The sequence below is a fragment of the Mucilaginibacter sp. OK268 genome (genome assembly GCF_900103125.1).
In the GTDB taxonomy this organism is placed as follows: Bacteria; Bacteroidota; Bacteroidia; order Sphingobacteriales; family Sphingobacteriaceae; genus Mucilaginibacter.
The window spans coordinates 31,122-48,212 of sequence record NZ_FNJV01000003.1 but is presented as its reverse complement, the minus strand read 5'-3'; the positions used below and the strand labels follow the sequence as shown (position 1 = coordinate 48,212).

Sequence of the window (17,091 nt, the reverse complement as noted above, 5' to 3'; positions counted from 1 at the left end):
GCACATAGGGTTTCGAATTTTCAAAAATATGATCAAAAATTATTTAAAAATAGCCTGGCGCAACTTGGTGGGCAATAAAGCTTACAGTGCTATAAATATACTTGGGCTGGCTGCTGGGATGGCGGTTGCATTACTCATAGCCTTATGGGTAAAAAATGAGTATTCATATGACAAGTTTTTACCCGATTCGGATAGATTATACCAGGTTAGGCGCAACTTTAATAGTAATGGTGAAACGCTTACATTTAGCACAACATCGCTCAAATTAGCGTATACTCTCCGGAGTAATATTCCCGAAATTGAATATGTGGCTGAATCCGACGGCGGCAGCTCGCATGGTTTAATGGTTGGTAATAAAAAGTTCTATATGGAAGGGATAGAAACTGGAAGTGACTTTTTGAAGATGTTTCGATACCCTATGTTACATGGTAGTGCTGGTGAATCTTTAAGGGATCCTTATTCTATAGTACTCACCCAAGCTACTGCTATAGCTTTATTTGGTACCGATAATGTGATCAATCGAGTGGTTAAAATTGATAACGCATATAATTTAAAGGTAACAGGGGTTATAAAAGACGTGCCTTCCAATTCGGTAATGCAATTTATAAAGTATATTATACCTTTTAGTTTTGCAGAGCAAACTCAGCCATGGATAAAGGGCGCCCATGATAGTTTTGGTTTCAATGCATTTTCCATCTATGTTAAACTTAAACCAGGTATTGCATACACGCAAGTTGCTCCTAAAATTAAAAACATAGAGAAAGGAGAGAATAATGTCAATGCCAAAAACTCTGATGTTATCATGCAACTGATGCAAGACTGGCACTTATACTCAGAGTATAAAAATGGAATAGCCAGTGGTGGTTTTATTGAGTATATCCGCATTTTTAGCATTATTGGAATCCTGGTTCTATTGATAGCATGTGTTAACTTTATCAATTTAACCACAGCACGCTCCGAGAAGAGGGCACGAGAAGTGGGCATTCGTAAGGCAATAGGTTCGCAGCGCAAACACCTTATATTCCAATTTTTAACAGAATCGACACTAACTACTTTCATATCTTTTTTATGCGCTATACTTTTTGTACAAATAGCATTGGCGCCATTTAATGCACTTACCGGTACGGTGATCCGTATTCCATTTAGTAGCATTACTTTTTGGTTGGTTATGATGGCTTGCGTGTTCTTCACGGCACTTATTGCAGGCAGCAGGCCAGCCTTTTATTTGTCCTCATTCAATCCGGTTAAGGTATTAAAGGGAACTATACAAGTAGGTCGTTCAGCATCATTATCAAGAAAAATTTTAGTGGTAATGCAGTTTAGCTGTTCTATTGCGCTTATCATAAGCACGGTAGTTATTTACCGGCAGATACAGTATGCCAAAAATAGACCGACGGGTTATAATATCAATCGCTTGTTAACCACCAACTCCAATGACGATTTAGGTAAAAACTATCTTGCTCTTAAAAATGATCTGCTGCAAACCGGGGTGGTTGAAAGTATGGCCACTGCTTCGAGCCCTGCTACCGATGTTGGGATGCACAACGACCTGGATCAATGGCCAGGAAAACAGGCAGGCGAAACCGTTGAAATGGGAGTTATTGATATAACTGCCGACTATTTTAAAACATTGGGTATGCGCATGTCAGGAGGCCGGGATTATAATTATGTGGCATCTGATACCTTAAATGTGATCTTTAATGAGGCAGCAATTAAGCGTTTGAGATTAAAAGATCCGATTAATCAAATAATCACTCATAGCGGTAGCCGAATAAGGATAATTGGAGTTGTAAAGGATGCATTGATGATCTCGCCATTTGCCAAAGCAGATCCGACCATGTTTGTTTATCACAGCAATCCTTCATCAAATTTGATTTACCGCCTGGCCAAAGGTGTAAACCCTCACGATGCAATTGAAAAAATCGGTCAGATCTTTGCAAAATACAATCCGGCTTATCCTTTTACTTACCGGTTTGTCGACGATGATTATAACCGAAAATTCAGTCAAGAGGTGTTGATAGGAAAATTATCAGGGATATTTGCCGGTTTGGCTATTTTTATATCGTGCCTTGGCTTGTTTGGCTTGGCTGCGTATATAGCAGAACAGCGTACCAAAGAGATTGGCGTACGTAAAGTCTTAGGCGCTACTGTGAGTCAATTGTGGTTCCTGCTCTCCAAAGATTTTGTATTGCTGGTTATCATTAGCTGCGTGATCGCATCACCACTGGCTTTATATTTTTTACAAAATTGGTTGCAAAAATATGACTACCGCGTAAGTATCGGGCCCGGAGTTTTTCTTGTTTCGGCAATAAGCGCAGTACTGATCACACTTTTAACCATAAGTTTCCAGGCTATTAAGGCGGCGGTAGCTAATCCAGTTAAAAGTTTAAGAAGCGAATAAACGTAAAGCCGAAAGCTTAAGACAGGGAGACTTTTAGCTTTCTGCCTTAAGCTTTCGGCTTTTCTATTGTATCATAACCGTACGCTCCGTGTTACATAAGCGAACAGTATTTATGTGATAGATTGCTATAATGTATTGATTTTTAATATGTTAAAAGTTTGGTATATTATTGATACTTGATTGAATCAAATGAATTGATATTTTTAAACAAAAACTTATACATACCAACCAAAACAATCATTTAAAATGTTATCACTCCAACATATTTCGAAATATTACCAGGTAAGCGGACTTAAAAATTTTGTTCTTAATGATCTTAGCCTTGAAATAGATGAAGGCGAATTCGTATCTATTATGGGCCCATCGGGCTCGGGTAAATCATCATTACTTAACATCATCGGTATGCTTGATGAGCCATCCGAAGGATATCATTACTTTGCCGGTCAGGCAGTACATCAGCTTAAAGAAAAACAGCGTTCCGCATTATATAAGCAATATGTTGGCTTTGTGTTTCAGGCATACCATTTAATTGACGAGCTCACCGTTTATGAAAATATCGAAACACCACTAATTTATCAGGATTTTAAAGGTTCTGAGCGTAAAGCCATGGTGGCCGATATATTAGACCGTTTTAATATTGTAGGTAAAAAAGATCTTTTTCCTGCGCAATTATCCGGCGGACAACAGCAATTAGTAGGAATAGCCCGTGCGCTAATAGCCAAACCCAAGTTGTTACTGGCCGATGAGCCTACCGGTAACCTAAATTCCAAACAAGGGGAGGAGATTATGGAACTGTTCCGTAAACTGAACAAAGAAGATGGGGTTACTATTATTCAGGTAACGCACTCCGAAAAAAATGCCGAATACGGTTCGCGTATCATTAATCTTTTAGATGGTAAAATCGAATCTTCAAAACAACTCTGATCATATTAATAATGCGATACTTTAAATTTATATTTTTTGGTTTGATGGTAATATCGGCCACCAATGCACAAGCTCAAACAGATACGCTGACCACTATAAGGCAATGTATTGATATTGCTATAAAAAATAACCTGACAGTACAACAAAATGCGCTTCAAATGCAGCGCTTACAGGTAGGTTATACTCAGGCCAAAGACAACCTGTTGCCATCATTAAACGGGCAGGTGGATCATAGCCTCAACAGCGGGCGTAGTATCAACCCTTTTACAAACAGTTATGTAACGCAATCATATACATCTGGCAATTATAGCTTAAATGCCAACTTAACCTTGTTTAGCGGTCTGCAGAACTTAAATGCTATTAAACAAACATCATTGGCTTATCAGGCCGGTAAGATGGATTTTCAACAGGCAAAAGATCAGGTAACTATTAACGTGATAACCGCTTATCTTTTAGTTTTGGATAATACGGAACTATTGGCTCAAGCTTATAATCAGCTTGATGTATCCAAAAAGCAAGTTGAAAGGCTGGAGATATTAGAAAAGGATGGTGCTAATAAACTACCCTCAGACCTTTATGACCTAAAAGGTACGTATGGTGATAATGAACTTAATTTGGTGAATACTAAAAATAACCTGGAAGCATCAAAATTAAGCCTGGTGCAGATCCTAAATATTCCTTACAACAGAAACCTTAAACTGGAACCCATAAGTGTGCAGGATGTTGCTAAACAAACCGGTGAAAATGCCGATCAGGTATTTGATACCGCGTTAAAACAACTGGCCTATATAAAAGCGGCTGAACTAAGGCGGCAAAGCGCCGAAAAAGGTGTAAAGGTTGCCAAAGGGGCCTTATCACCCAGCATCTCCCTATTTGGAGGAGTAACCACAAATTATTCAAGTGCTGCACAAAATTCTACGGTTAGCGATTCATCAATTGTACCCACCAAGCAGTTTGTCAATACGCCTACAGGCAAAAGCACAGTTTATACAACGCAGTATGATAATACCTTCAAAAACATCGGTTATTATGACCAGTTTAAAAATAACTATAGTACGCAATTTGGTGTCAGCTTAAAGATTCCGATTTTAAACTATTTCCAAAACCGTAATAAGGTAAAGCTTGCTAAAATTGATCTGCAGGAATCAAAATATGTAGAAGAAAATACCAAGAATGTTTTACGCCAGAGTGTTGAACAAGCTTATGTGAACATGACCTTGGCTTATAATAGGTACAATGTATTGGTAGAGCAGGTTAAAGCATATAAGGAATCATTCAGAACGGCCGAGATCCGTTTCAATGCCGGAGTACTTACTTCAGTTGATTTTGTAGTAGCCAAAAATAACTTTGACAAGGCTAATATCAATCTCATTAACGCCCGCTACGATTGTTATATTTATAATAAGGTGCTTGATTACTATATGGGGCGACTATCCTGGTAAAATAGAATTACACTGATTCTGCAAAAAATTTATACTTTTATTCTTAGATTTTAAATCCTGATATCCGGCTCATAACGTTTTGTATGAAATTATAAAACATTATGAGCCGGATATTGCTAATTATATAACCGTCCGTTTAAAATAGCTTTAACGTATTTACATCAATCATTTAAAAACAACTCTAAAACATGAAAAAAACAATTATTTTAACTTTAAGTATCTGCTTATTCACTATCGGTATTGTTTCTGCCCAAATAATACCCAACTTTTCATTTGGAGTAAAAGGCGGTTTAAATTATACTGCGTTCCCATCAAGCGGCATATTTAATAACAGCAATCGCGCAGGTTATCTTGCCGGTGTTTGGGCCAGGGTTGGTGGTTTGGGCTTTAATTTTCAGCCAGAACTTTATGTTACAGGCAAAAACATCAGAATAAAGGATGATTTAAATAATGAAAACACCGCTAAATTCACCAGTATTGATGTGCCATTATTATTTGGTGGCAAAATAGGTGCTTTTGGCTTAGGTGGTCGCTTTTATGGCGGCCCAGTGCTATCATTTGCAGTTAACAAAGATCAGAGCCTTACCGGTGCCACCAGTGATGCCACAAGTTTAAGATATAAGGATGCCAACTATGGCTTTCAGATAGGCGCTGGTGTTGATATCAGCAGTTTCTCTGTTGATTTACGTTATGAAGGCGGTTTAAACAAGATTGCCTACGGTGATGGAAATTCACACACGCGTGTAAATGTTTTTAGTCTTGCGTTGGCTTATAAGTTATTCTCGTTATAAGGAAAAACAACACTTATTTTAAAAGACCCGCTATTTTAGCGGGTCTTTTTTTGAGCAAATACTTTATGGGTTAAGCATAATCCCTAAACAAGCGGCCCATTTTGTTATAAAAAGTGGGTTTACATGGTTTACACTTTTTATGGTTAATATTGACTTATGCGCCTTAATATCAATTAGTTAACAATTTAATCATCTTGTAATGTGTTAACTGTGTTAACCATCTCTGGAGCAATGTATTCCATATCATTAAATGCCAGGCGCCGAATGTTGAATAATGATTTCGATATTGGAAATTCATTATTCAGCATTCGATATTATGATCTTCCTTACTTTACTACATCAACCCATTGTCCTTTAATCAGGCTATTGATGGAGTTATTGTACATAGCCTCGCAATACACCGCAGGTAAGTAGTAATGACCGGCATAAGCGGCATTCAGCATCACATAGTAAGTAACCTCTTTTCCTTCAACCAAACTAAAATAAGTATTCACCCGGTCGTCCCGTACATCCCTGTAGTCGGATGGTGACGATTTGAATACCTCATCATTGTTCAGCATCCGGCTGTTCAGTATTTCCCAACCCGATGGGAAGATCTGTGTTAGCGCCAGATTATCGTAGCGGCCACGCCTTCCCGGATTTTTGATATTTACCTGGGCTACAAAATCGGTACCTTGTTTTAATGTTGTTGGATCAAGGGGTTTGCCGCCCATCGTAAAGTAACCAACCCTCATTTCCATCACCTGCGGATCAATAAAGGTTTTCACATCAAGGCCGGATGATGGCTGACCTTTTTGTATCAGTCTTATATATAGCTTGTTGGTGCCGTTGTTCTTAACCATCACTTTCCCGCCGTTTGCAGCCAAACCAGCCTGCCACATATAAGAGGCCGAATTGATACTCCCCTTTGAAACTCCGCCATCATAGCTAAAAGTAAGCTTGCCCGAGGCCTTATTTTGCCCGCAATATTGCGCTATGGCAATAAGGGAATAGGCCGTGGTTTGGGTACTATACCAATCGTCCTGTGATAACCTTGCGGCTACGGTACGTAACAATCCGGCTGCCTTTTGCTGCTGCCCGAGCAGGGTAAGGGTTTCCAGGATCATGGCTTCATCGCGCAGATCAGATCCATAAGTGCCGTACATGGTGTAATATGGTTTTATGGTAGTTGGCAAGTTGGTTACCATTCTTAAACCGGCTTCGGGTTGCCCGGCAAGTTTATAAGCTGCTGCCAGGCGCCATTTAGCTTCGATGCTTAAGTATTTAAACTCCTTAAGCCGGTTCATAGCCCCCAATTCTGGTGCACTGGCTAAAGCCAGCAGATACAGGCGATAGGCCTGGTTCAGATCATCACCATAAAATTTATGCGGATCAGGTGCCCAGGTTTGCGCTTTTTGTTTTTGATATTTTTTCCATTGCTCAATAAAGCCAATAGGCAAGCTGTAACCTTTGGCCTGGGCTGCCAGCATAAAATGTCCGGCATAATTGGTTCCCCATTCATCCGCATCACCATAACCAGGCCAGTAGCTCAAGCCGCCACCCTGTACCTGGAAGCCATTGAGCCTGTTGATGGTTGCTTTAATATTTCGCTCTGCCTCAGCCCTCTGAACAGGTGAAAGGTCGAGCAGTTGCCCCAGATACAATTGCGGGAATGCCGAAGACGTGGTTTGCTCTACACAACCATGTGGATAGGCTATCAGGTAATCGAGCCGTTTGCTTAGGTTCAAAGGTGGTATAGAAGCAATTTCGAGCGTGTTTTTATTGGTGCCGCTAATACCTACAGCCTGATATGCTGTATTCCAGATCTCGCCTGGTTTAAGCTCCTTTTCCAATACACGGGTTACCGGCGGATTAGGATTGCGTACATTTAGCTCTACATCATAAGCAGCAGTTTCTGAACCACTTTTGGCTATGATCTTCACGTTACCTACACCTACAAAATCCTTCACATCCAGATCAAACGTAACCAGCTGATCGCCTGTTTTAGCGAAGGTTATCGTTTTGGAATTATTACCCGCCAGGTTACTGAACGCGTTTGACTGTACAGATACGGTAACCGTTTTAATATTAGGCTCCATAGCGAATACGGTAACCGGTAATTGCACTTTTTCTGTCGGGCCAAGTACACGTGGTAACGTAGCTAATATCATGAGTGGCTTTTTAACGGCGACGGCTTTATCGGCAAAACCATAGCTGCCATCGTGCCCGGCAATTACCATAGCCTTAACAGAGCCTACGTATTGAGGCAGTTTAAAGGGCGTGGTTTGCTTTTCGCCCTTGTCAAGGTGAAATGGCCCAAGGAATTTCACAACGGGTTTAAAACGGTTTACAGACACGTTTTTGTTGGTACCCAGGTTACCATCACCACCAATACTTAAAATACGTTCCAAACCGCCACCAAAAGCGCCTATCACATAATCAAACAGATCCCAGGTTTTTACACCCAATGCTTCTCTGGCGTAAAAAGCCTCATGCGGGTTAGGCGTTTTAAAATTGGTGATATCCAGCAAGCCTTCGTCAACTATGGCAATGGTATAGGTCATTTCCTTGCCTGATGCTTCGGATACGGTAATGGCCGACTGTGTTTCGGGGCGTATCTTATCAGGCATGCTGATCACCGGTTTCAGGATGGTCTCCGGATTATCTACCTGTAAGGGGATAGCGCCATACATACGTATGGGCAGATCGTTAACCGTTTGTGAATGCCTCTGCAATAAGGTAACGTTCACAAATACGTTAGGAGCCATGGTTTCATCAACCGTAAAGCGATATTGGGTTTGCCCTTTCCTGGTATCTATCCAGGTGGTTCTTAAAACTTTGCTGCCATTTTCAAAGCTGATCAGCGCGCGACCATCGGCAGCAGTCGGTATGGTTAATGTTGCCTGTTCGCCCACTTTATAGCTGGTTTTGTCGGATGTGAATGACAGCATCGCCGCTTCGGTAGGGTTGGTTTGTTGTAATCTTTCCGACCAGTTTGGCCAATCCACATAAATGAATTTTCCGGTAGAGTGCCCTGTTTGCTCGTCTTTCACCTTGATCAGATAGCGGCCCCAATCGGCTTTAGGTACACGTAATGTCCATTTGCCATGTCCATTAGTAACCTGTACGGTTGCAGCTTTAATAAGTTTATTGTATTTATCCTGCGTAAAATTGCTTGTTTCGTTACCGGTTTGATCCCACCACCAGCGCCATTGTACTTTGTACAATTCAAGCTGAACGGTGCGGGCACCAGTCAACGCGATACCATGTACATCTACGTCGGCTATATCAACCTGGTGATCCTTATCCGTAACCAACATGCCCGAAAGTTCGCTGCCTTGTGGTGTTTTAATACCCACATAGCCCGGATATACGTTATAAGGCAGCGTGGTTTGCTGAATACTGAAATTACCACCCGGTTCAAATACTTTAACCAGGAAATTAGCCCTTAGTTGTCCCGGGGCCTGTTTTTCTACATTGATATTGGCATCTACATCCGCTACACCATCTGCACTGAGCTTACCATCAAATACGGTTTGGGTTTGTGTATTGAAGGCCAGCGTTGGGTCGTCAAAAACATAATCCTCATATTTTTTGAAGCTTGTGGTTTGGGGTGTTAAAAAGGCGTCGACCTTAGCTTTTAGATTTTGCGCGGCCCCGCCAAACAACCATTGCGCGCTCAGTTTGCCATTGGCATTATTGCCCTTGGTTAATTCGGCCGCACCACCAAACGAAAGGCTAAGTTTCATGCGGTTAGGCATAATGGTTTCTACCTTGATCTTCTTTTCAAACAAGGCCCCGCCAACTTTTACCTTAGCAGTCCAGTTACCGGTAGGCGATGAGATTTCTGTAGCGGTATGGAAGCTATAAAAGCCATCTAAAGCCGTTGTTTTGCTGATGCGCCGGTATAACTTACCATTCGGATCATATAACTCAAACTGAACCGGATGATCTGGTGGCAATGTTTTTAATTTATCCTCCAGTATAAAGGATGTGTAAATGGAATCACCCGGACGCCAAACGCCGCGGTCACCATATATAAAGCCTTTAAGACCGCTCTGTACTTCTTCGCCGCCTACGTTAAAGCGGGTGAGGGGTAGGGAACTGCCATCATCCAGTTTCAAATAGCCTCGCTGAGCGCCTTTTTTGGCAACCAGTAAATAAGGTTTACGTTTAAGATCAAACTTCACAATACCATCTCCGCCGGATGTGGTTTTGTAGATCACCTGTTTCTGATAATCCAACAGTTCCAGATCCACACCACCCATGGGCTGCGCGCTTAAAATATCGGTTACAGCCACCAGCATACTATTATTAGTGCCCCGTTTGGCAATAAGCCCAATGTTCGAGGCTATAATATTACGCGTTGCCCAACGCTCTTTGGTAAAGTAGGATGGGGTACAGGCATTGTTTCTGTCCTGCCAGCTATAACCGTCGGGGTAAAAATTATCATATCGCGACCAAAAGTCATCGTCTTCATCATTTACCTTACTGTTATCATTATAATATTCCCCTTCATTATATACGTCATCATCGCCATTGCTGCTTTTTGTACCTGCTCCGGCGATACTGCAATTATACAGGGAGTATTCCTTCCTGAAACCGATCACCACCCGGTAGATAGCCCCCGGTTCTGTACGGATCATTTGATCCAGATCGAGCATGAAACGGTTCTTTTTATTCAGGTTCAGACCTTTATCATTATCAAGCCTGATGGTTTTTTGAACCACGGGTTTACCCACCTGACGTAGTTCCTGACCGCCATCAAAGCCATTGCTCTGGAAATACTGCGGTACATTACTTTCATATATTTTAATAATGCTTACATCAACGGCATTCAAATTCACTGCTTCAAAAGGCATCATCAATTTACCGGAGTCGGGGAGGATAACGCCTTTGCCCGGTATGGTTACAGCGGGTAGCCGGTTCTCAAAAAATACACTGGCGGTATATGTTTTGATTATTTTTTTGTGCGATATGTTTTCAACGCCTTCATTTACAACGATGCTATAATTACCCTCAAGATTCTCAGGAGAATATAATTTTACCGTGCTCCCATCAATGGTATAAGCAGGGTCGGTAATGTTATTGATGCTTATAAGGCCGTTTAATTCCTGCCCAACCAGTATATTATCAGAAAATTGCACCAGTACATATTGATCATTATCCTGCACGGCACGTATGTCCAATACTCTAAAATCGCCTATAGCAGGTACATCAAAATGTTGGTTGCCTTTTTTGTCGACGTTAAGACTGCTGCCATCCCAGTTAATAGTGACCGGGGTAACCTTGTTGGATTGTCTTTTTAATCCGGTTATTTTAAAGTGGTGTGCCTTGGTACCTGTATTATGCTCCCAGCTTATTTTTAGGGGAAAGTCATAATTTACGGTCAATAGTTTTTCAACCAGGGCTGGGTCTTCTGTATCGGCGGTTTGGATAATGCCATCCAGCTTCATTTCATCAATAGATGTATTTGTGGCGGTTGTTAAACCATTAAAGCTTACGTTAAAGTCGGGCTTTACTACCTGGAAACCGAACTTAAAATGATCAAACTTATGCGGTACCTCTATCAGTTTACCCAAGTCAAAATCTACTGTATAGCTTTTTTCAGGCTCAAGTTTTCCCGCTGGTTTAAATTCAATAGTACGCGCATCAACCCAGTAAGCTTTTCCTTTTACCGATGGGGAGAGGTCGAAGAGATCATCGCTCAGCTGTTCATTTTGCTGGTGGGTAACCTGTACCTGACCGGCAAGACGTATCCTGATAGTACTTTCTTTTGAGATGACCCCGGTGGTATATGATTCAATATACTTGCTAAATGCCGGGTCGACTGCCGCTTTTTTACGGCCATTGGCAATAATGTATACAACTAATAAGATGAGCGCAAGTGATGTACCTATAGTAATAATACTTTTGCGTCTGCGGAATTTGGTATATCCGTTCTCCATGGAATAGGTTTATTTATAGTCATGTAAATTATAAAATTTATGAGAATAAATAATTAAACGGAAAACTTATTTTATGGGGGATTATAATATCATAACACCGGGCTTATTTAACACCGGGAGTTTGATGAAATTCATTTCAACAATGCTTTCAGGCAAAAAAATGAACTTTTTATCGTAGATGTTCTTGCCGATATAGTAGCTAAGCCAGTATTCGTTATTAAGACCGAATGTTTGCTCATCAATAGGCTCAATAAGCTTAAATGCTTGTCCGGGAACTTCCGGAAACATATGCCGCAAAGTTGATGTTTTTACCTGTACACCGTCTTTTTCACCATAACCTTTGGATGTGACCAACACATTTTCAATAGGTTGATTCTTGAGGTTGATGAGATATACATACCATATTTTGCTTTCGATATTCTCACTTTCCAATGCAACTGCTACTGCAATATCCTGTACGTTATTTTCGGGAAGGTCTTTTATCATGTTTTAGTTGATTGGGTGAGTGGTTGATTAGGTGAGTAGTTAAATAAATGATAGAACAACTATTCACTTAATCAACCTAATAAACCATTCACTAAAGCTCATTTCTTTTTTACTGCCGCTTTTTTCTTTGCCGGTGCTTTAGCCGCCGGTTTTGCCGAAGCGGCTTTACCAAACCGTCCTTTTTTAGCATCCTTTGGCATAGCGTCGGCCAGGGCCTTGCACTCTTCATAAGTAAGCGTCAACGGGTCTTTATCCTTAGGGATCTTAACATTTAGCTTACCAAATTCAATATAAGGTCCCCAACGACCATTTAATACTTTAACCTCAGGATCTTCATCAAATGATTTGATCAGCTTTTCAGCATCTTTTTTACGTTTAGCATTGATCAGCTCGATCGCCTGTTCTTCGGTAACATCCAGCGGATCAATTTCCTTAGGCAAGGAAACAAATGCGCTGTTATGACTGATATAAGGTCCGAAACGGCCAATAGCCACCTTCATAACTTTACCTTCGTACTCACCAACAACTTTGGGTAATTTAAACAACTCCAAAGCTTCTTCAATGCTGATAGTTTCTATACTCTGGCCATTTCTTAAACTCGCGTAAAGCGGTTTTTCTTCGTTTTCTTCCGTAGCGCTGTCACCTACCTGCACAAATGGGCCATAACGGCCAATACGTACCGATATTTTTTTGCCATTTTCCGGATGTACGCCTAATTCGCGTTCACCGGTGGCTTTATCGGCCGTTTCAATGGTGCTTTGAACTTCTTTATGAAAAGGGTTGTAAAAATCATGGAGCATGGCTGTCCATTCTTTTAAGCCTTGTGCTATTTCGTCAAATTGCTTTTCAACGCTTGCCGTAAAGTTAAAATCAACAATATCATTAAAATACTGTACCAGGAAATCGTTAACTACCGCGCCAATATCCGTAGGGAATAGTTTACCCCGTTCAGCGCCCGTGTTTTCGGTCTTGTTTTCCTTAACAATAGCATCAGCCTTTAGGGTCAATACTCTGAAATTACGTATTTTCCCTTCACGCTCTTCCTTAACCACATAACCACGGTTTTGAATGGTTGAAATGGTAGGGGCGTAGGTTGAAGGACGGCCGATGCCTAACTCTTCCAGTTTTTTAACTAAGCTGGCCTCGGTATAACGCGCAGGTGGACGAGAGAAGCGTTCTGTAGCCGACATTTCCTGTAAAGCCAGGCGCTGACCTTTTGTTAAAGGAGGCAGCATAGTATTTTCGCCATCCTGTTGTGTATCTTCTTCATCATCATCGGCCGATTCCAGGTAAACTTTCAGGAAACCATCAAACTTCATTACTTCACCATTGGCTGTCAACTCTTCTTTACGGCTGGAGATACTGATCTTGGCGGTTGTTTTTTCAAACTGCGCTTCACTCATCTGTGAAGCGATAGCGCGTTTCCAGATCAACTCATACAGACGTTTTTCTGACGAATCGCCATCAATGGTATGGTTATTAAAATAAGTTGGCCTTATTGCCTCATGCGCTTCCTGGGCACTAGCATTTTTGGTCTTGTATTTACGGTGATGATGATATTTTTCGCCGTAGGCTGATATGATCTCTTGTTGTGCGGCATTCAAAGCGGTTTCTGACAAGTTAACCGAGTCGGTACGCATATAGGTAATATTACCCGATTCGTATAGCTTCTGCGCAACCTGCATAGTACGGGCCACAGAGTAACCTAGTTTCCTGCTGGCTTCCTGTTGTAGCGTAGATGTTGTAAACGGCGCCGCGGGTGAACGTTTTGCCGGTTTTGTTTCCAATGAACGGATATCGAAATCGGCACCCATACAATCGGTTAGGAACTTTTCTGCGTCTTCCTGTTGGCTAAAACGCTCAGGAAGCTCCGCTTTGAACGCTTCTTTACCCTTGCCAAATATGGCTACTATCTTAAAAGCAGCTTCTGATTTAAATTTATTGATCTCCCGCTCGCGATCAACGATCAGCCTTACAGCTACTGATTGTACGCGGCCTGCAGATAAAGATGGTTTTACCTTTTTCCATAAAACAGGAGAGAGCTCAAAACCTACTAATCTGTCCAATACACGGCGGGCTTGTTGGGCATTAACCAGGTTATAGTCAATTTTACGCGGTGTATCAATCGCCTTTAAAATGGCGGGTTTGGTTATTTCATGAAAAACAATGCGCTTGGTGGTGGCATCTTTTAAACCCAGTGTTTCAAATAAATGCCAGGATATGGCTTCTCCCTCGCGGTCCTCGTCCGATGCGAGCCAAACCATTTCGGCTTCTTTAGCTAATTTCTTTAATTCACTGACAACTTGCTTTTTATCGGCCGGTACTTCATACTTCTGAGTGAAATTATTAGCTATATCAATCGCATCTTCAGATTTTACCAGATCACGGATATGGCCGTAACTTGATTTAACCGTAAAGTCTTTCCCAAGATATCCTTCGATGGTTTTGGCTTTCGCCGGAGATTCAACTATGAGTAGGTTTTTGGCCATTTAAGCAGTTATTTTTTTGCAAATAAAACATAAAGAAAGTGAAACGCAAATTTGTTTTCGGAAAAGACCGGAAGCTTTTACGGCTGAGCGGGTAAATAGTTGGAATGCGGGATTATTATTAAAGCGGGGTTTTACGACGTTTTGATAATGAAAATTGCAGGCCAGCAACTTGGCTTTAGCACGCAGTAGGGGATGCCTACATCAGGAAGCCACCACCCAGAAGGTCATTACCTTCATAAAATACTGCAGACTGGCCCGGTGCAATGCCCGATACATTATGATGAAAATCAACTTTCATATGTTCGCCCATTTGTACAATGCTGCTTTGCGTACCGGCATCTTTGTAGCGTATTTTAGTAATGGCTTCTAAAGGTTCGTTAATATTGGCATATTTAACCAGGTTAAGGTTTTTAACCCAGGCTTGTTTGCGTTCCAGTTCATCAGCAGTACCTAAAACAACAGTATTTGTTTGCGGATCTATAGCTGTAACAAACATAGGGTGCCCCAATGCAATGCCCAATCCTTTACGCTGACCTATGGTATAAAACGGATATCCCTGATGCTTGCCCACTACGGTGCCGTTGGTAAGCGTAAAGTTACCCGTGCCTATACGATCATCCAGATCTTCAACCTTGTGTCTTAAAAAGGCTCTATAGTCGTTATCAGGAACAAAGCAGATCTCATAGCTTTCGCTTTTGCCAGCTAGTTCCATCTGACCCATATCCACAGCCATTTGCCTGATCTCAGGCTTAGAGAAACTGCCTAAGGGGAATTTGGTACGTGCAAGGTTCTGTTGAGATACACCCCATAGTACGTACGACTGATCTTTGTTCTCGTCTTTTCCTTTTGATATTACATAACGGCCGTTATCCTGTAATCGAATATTGGCATAATGCCCTGTAGCAATAAATTCACAATCGAGTTTATCGGCACGTTTTAAAAGGGCATCCCATTTAATATGGGTGTTGCATAACACACATGGGTTGGGGGTACGGCCAGCCAGATACTCATCAACAAAATTATCGATCACAAAATCACCAAACTCACTCCTGATATCTAATATATAATGAGGGAAACCATAACCCACCGCTAAAGCCCGGGCGTCATTGATACTGTCCAGGCTGCAGCAACCTGTTTCTTTTGAACTACCGCCTGATGAGGCATAGTCCCAGGTTTTCATAGTAAGACCTATAACTTCATAGCCCTGCTCATGCAACATTACTGCTGCTACCGAACTATCAACCCCGCCACTCATTGCCACTAAGATCCTGCCATGCTTACTCATAATTTTGCAAAGATACCTTTTTGATCCTGATGTTGATACATTATTGGGGCAGCCGAGGATAAAATGGAAGGTCTAAAAAAACACCCCTACCCGTTGGCGGAATTAATTTGCCGCCCTAAATACGAATATAGTGCATAAATGAAAAAATGCAAGTTGGACTATAAAAAGAAAAGTGGATATATTTTTTACATTCCAATGGCTTTTTTATAATGTTTTATAAAATTTCTCATATGGTTAATTTCATCGATGGTTTGCATTGGATTATCAAGCCCATGACCGTTTCTATGTATGGTGACTACATAACCATTAATAATAAGGCTCTCTAAAAAGTCAAAGTAAGGATTTATAAATGGGTCAAAAGTAAAAGCTTCAATAGTTTCTAAAAACACTGGGATTTTTTTTTCAAAATTCATTTCTGGAAGTATTTATAGTAAAAGTATTATGACAGATGAAGAAAAAAAGCAATGGCTATTAGCCATATTAAGCAATGAAAACGGTTGGGTTCACAGTGAAGTTAGATTATTTACTGTTAAGGAATCTGAAGGAGACGTAAATGAAGATTTGCATGGAAAGCTTCCAGATTAGTATTTATAAAAACAAATTTCCTTAAATTAAGATGAATTTTTTCCTCGGCCAGTGATTTTAAGTTATTCCACACAATTAAAAAGGCTTCTTCGAAAATTTTATTTGAGTCATTATCATCTTTGCTATACATTGCGATTTCAAAGACCCTTCCTCCAATCAAAGTATACACTTCTTGATTGGAATTAATGTCCCCTTGTGTCACTCGATATATTCCTAAAACAGCAAATTCGAGGATGTTACTCTTGGCTTTTACATCCAATTTATATGAAACTATATCATGTATATCTTCATTGGGGTTAAAATATTCTGAAAGACTACTTTCAAAAATAAAAAATTCAGTTTGATGTTGAATGTGGGCGTATGAACTCATGGTTTAATAAAAGGTTTTGGTTTACACTAATATACAACCATTTTGTATTTTAAAGAATATTTTAAACACAACCTAATGTTACTAACATTATTAGCTTTTTCGATAAAAACACGTTGATTTTTTGGGTATATTTGTTATGCAGTGTCATATCACTGCACAAAAACAATGAGTAAAACTCCTGCAAATCATGGTAAACTGATTACTCCAGCGGTAGTCAAACAGGTTAAAGATTTAGCCTCCCATAATACTCCAACAAGAATAATTGGATTGAAAACTGGTAGGACTGAATCTTCTATTTATGGTATCGCTTCAAGCAATAACATTTCTTTGAAGCCAACGAATCAATCGCCTTACGGCACGAAGAAAAAGTAACCTTTTAATCTGAAATTTA

General features: G+C 40.7%; 11 protein-coding genes. 5 read left to right on the top strand and 6 right to left on the bottom strand.

Going from position 1 to position 17,091, the window contains the following annotated elements; all coding sequences use genetic code 11:
* Nucleotides 1-28: 28 nt before the first annotated feature.
* The 4 genes from BLR84_RS10760 to BLR84_RS10745 all read left to right on the top strand — a co-directional run bounded on the left by BLR84_RS10760 (nt 29) and on the right by BLR84_RS10745 (nt 5,558).
* Nucleotides 29-2,401: an ABC transporter permease gene (locus BLR84_RS10760; protein WP_090467811.1), complete on the top strand. Its 2,373-nt coding sequence runs from the start codon at nt 29-31 to the stop codon at nt 2,399-2,401.
* A gap of 246 nt (nt 2,402-2,647) precedes the next feature.
* On the top strand, nt 2,648-3,325 hold the full coding sequence (locus tag BLR84_RS10755) for an ABC transporter ATP-binding protein (protein WP_090467809.1): 678 nt from the start codon (nt 2,648-2,650) through the stop codon (nt 3,323-3,325).
* An 11-nt stretch (nt 3,326-3,336) separates the two neighbouring features.
* Nucleotides 3,337-4,767 carry a TolC family protein gene (locus BLR84_RS10750; protein ID WP_090467808.1) on the top strand — a complete coding sequence of 477 codons (1,431 nt, stop codon included), beginning with the start codon at nt 3,337-3,339 and terminating at the stop codon, nt 4,765-4,767.
* Between the two features lie 188 nt (nt 4,768-4,955).
* Nucleotides 4,956-5,558 (top strand): porin family protein, encoded by a 603-nt coding sequence (locus BLR84_RS10745; RefSeq protein ID WP_090467806.1) that lies wholly within the window; start codon nt 4,956-4,958, stop codon nt 5,556-5,558.
* A 326-nt stretch (nt 5,559-5,884) separates the two neighbouring features.
* On the opposite strand, the gene BLR84_RS10740 is transcribed toward BLR84_RS10745, so the two are convergent.
* The 6 genes from BLR84_RS10740 to BLR84_RS10715 all read right to left on the bottom strand — a co-directional run bounded on the left by BLR84_RS10740 (nt 5,885) and on the right by BLR84_RS10715 (nt 16,700).
* Nucleotides 5,885-11,485 carry an alpha-2-macroglobulin family protein gene (locus BLR84_RS10740; RefSeq protein ID WP_090467804.1) on the bottom strand — a complete coding sequence of 1,867 codons (5,601 nt, stop codon included), beginning with the start codon at nt 11,483-11,485 and terminating at the stop codon, nt 5,885-5,887.
* Between the two features lie 81 nt (nt 11,486-11,566).
* Entirely contained in the window at nt 11,567-11,971 is a 405-nt protein-coding gene (locus BLR84_RS10735; RefSeq protein WP_090467802.1) for a hypothetical protein, read from the bottom strand.
* 98 nt (nt 11,972-12,069) lie between these two features.
* A complete protein-coding gene (topA, locus tag BLR84_RS10730; RefSeq protein WP_090467801.1) occupies nt 12,070-14,460 on the bottom strand; it encodes a type I DNA topoisomerase in 2,391 nt (796 codons plus the stop codon).
* A 196-nt stretch (nt 14,461-14,656) separates the two neighbouring features.
* Complete coding sequence (gene mnmA / locus BLR84_RS10725; RefSeq protein WP_090467799.1) at nt 14,657-15,745, bottom strand: tRNA 2-thiouridine(34) synthase MnmA; 1,089 nt, start codon at nt 15,743-15,745, stop codon at nt 14,657-14,659.
* 185 nt (nt 15,746-15,930) lie between these two features.
* Complete coding sequence (locus BLR84_RS10720) at nt 15,931-16,158, bottom strand: hypothetical protein (protein ID WP_090467797.1); 228 nt, start codon at nt 16,156-16,158, stop codon at nt 15,931-15,933.
* 116 nt (nt 16,159-16,274) lie between these two features.
* Nucleotides 16,275-16,700: a hypothetical protein gene (locus tag BLR84_RS10715; RefSeq protein WP_090467795.1), complete on the bottom strand. Its 426-nt coding sequence runs from the start codon at nt 16,698-16,700 to the stop codon at nt 16,275-16,277.
* Nucleotides 16,701-16,865: 165 nt separating this feature from the next.
* Here BLR84_RS10715 and BLR84_RS10710 point away from each other — a divergent pair, with 165 nt between their 5' ends.
* A complete protein-coding gene (locus BLR84_RS10710) occupies nt 16,866-17,072 on the top strand; it encodes a hypothetical protein (protein ID WP_090467793.1) in 207 nt (68 codons plus the stop codon).
* The last annotated feature ends 19 nt before the right edge of the window (nt 17,073-17,091 follow it).

Coding starts and splice junctions, on each gene's coding strand:
- BLR84_RS10760 (WP_090467811.1), top strand. CDS start 29: ATGATCAAAAATTATTTAAAAATAGCCTGGCGCAACTTGGTGGGCAAT.
- BLR84_RS10755 (WP_090467809.1), top strand. CDS start 2,648: ATGTTATCACTCCAACATATTTCGAAATATTACCAGGTAAGCGGACTT.
- BLR84_RS10750 (WP_090467808.1), top strand. CDS start 3,337: ATGCGATACTTTAAATTTATATTTTTTGGTTTGATGGTAATATCGGCC.
- BLR84_RS10745 (WP_090467806.1), top strand. CDS start 4,956: ATGAAAAAAACAATTATTTTAACTTTAAGTATCTGCTTATTCACTATC.
- BLR84_RS10740 (WP_090467804.1), bottom strand. CDS start 11,485: ATGGAGAACGGATATACCAAATTCCGCAGACGCAAAAGTATTATTACT.
- BLR84_RS10735 (WP_090467802.1), bottom strand. CDS start 11,971: ATGATAAAAGACCTTCCCGAAAATAACGTACAGGATATTGCAGTAGCA.
- topA (WP_090467801.1), bottom strand. CDS start 14,460: ATGGCCAAAAACCTACTCATAGTTGAATCTCCGGCGAAAGCCAAAACC.
- mnmA (WP_090467799.1), bottom strand. CDS start 15,745: ATGAGTAAGCATGGCAGGATCTTAGTGGCAATGAGTGGCGGGGTTGAT.
- BLR84_RS10720 (WP_090467797.1), bottom strand. CDS start 16,158: ATGAATTTTGAAAAAAAAATCCCAGTGTTTTTAGAAACTATTGAAGCT.
- BLR84_RS10715 (WP_090467795.1), bottom strand. CDS start 16,700: ATGAGTTCATACGCCCACATTCAACATCAAACTGAATTTTTTATTTTT.
- BLR84_RS10710 (WP_090467793.1), top strand. CDS start 16,866: ATGAGTAAAACTCCTGCAAATCATGGTAAACTGATTACTCCAGCGGTA.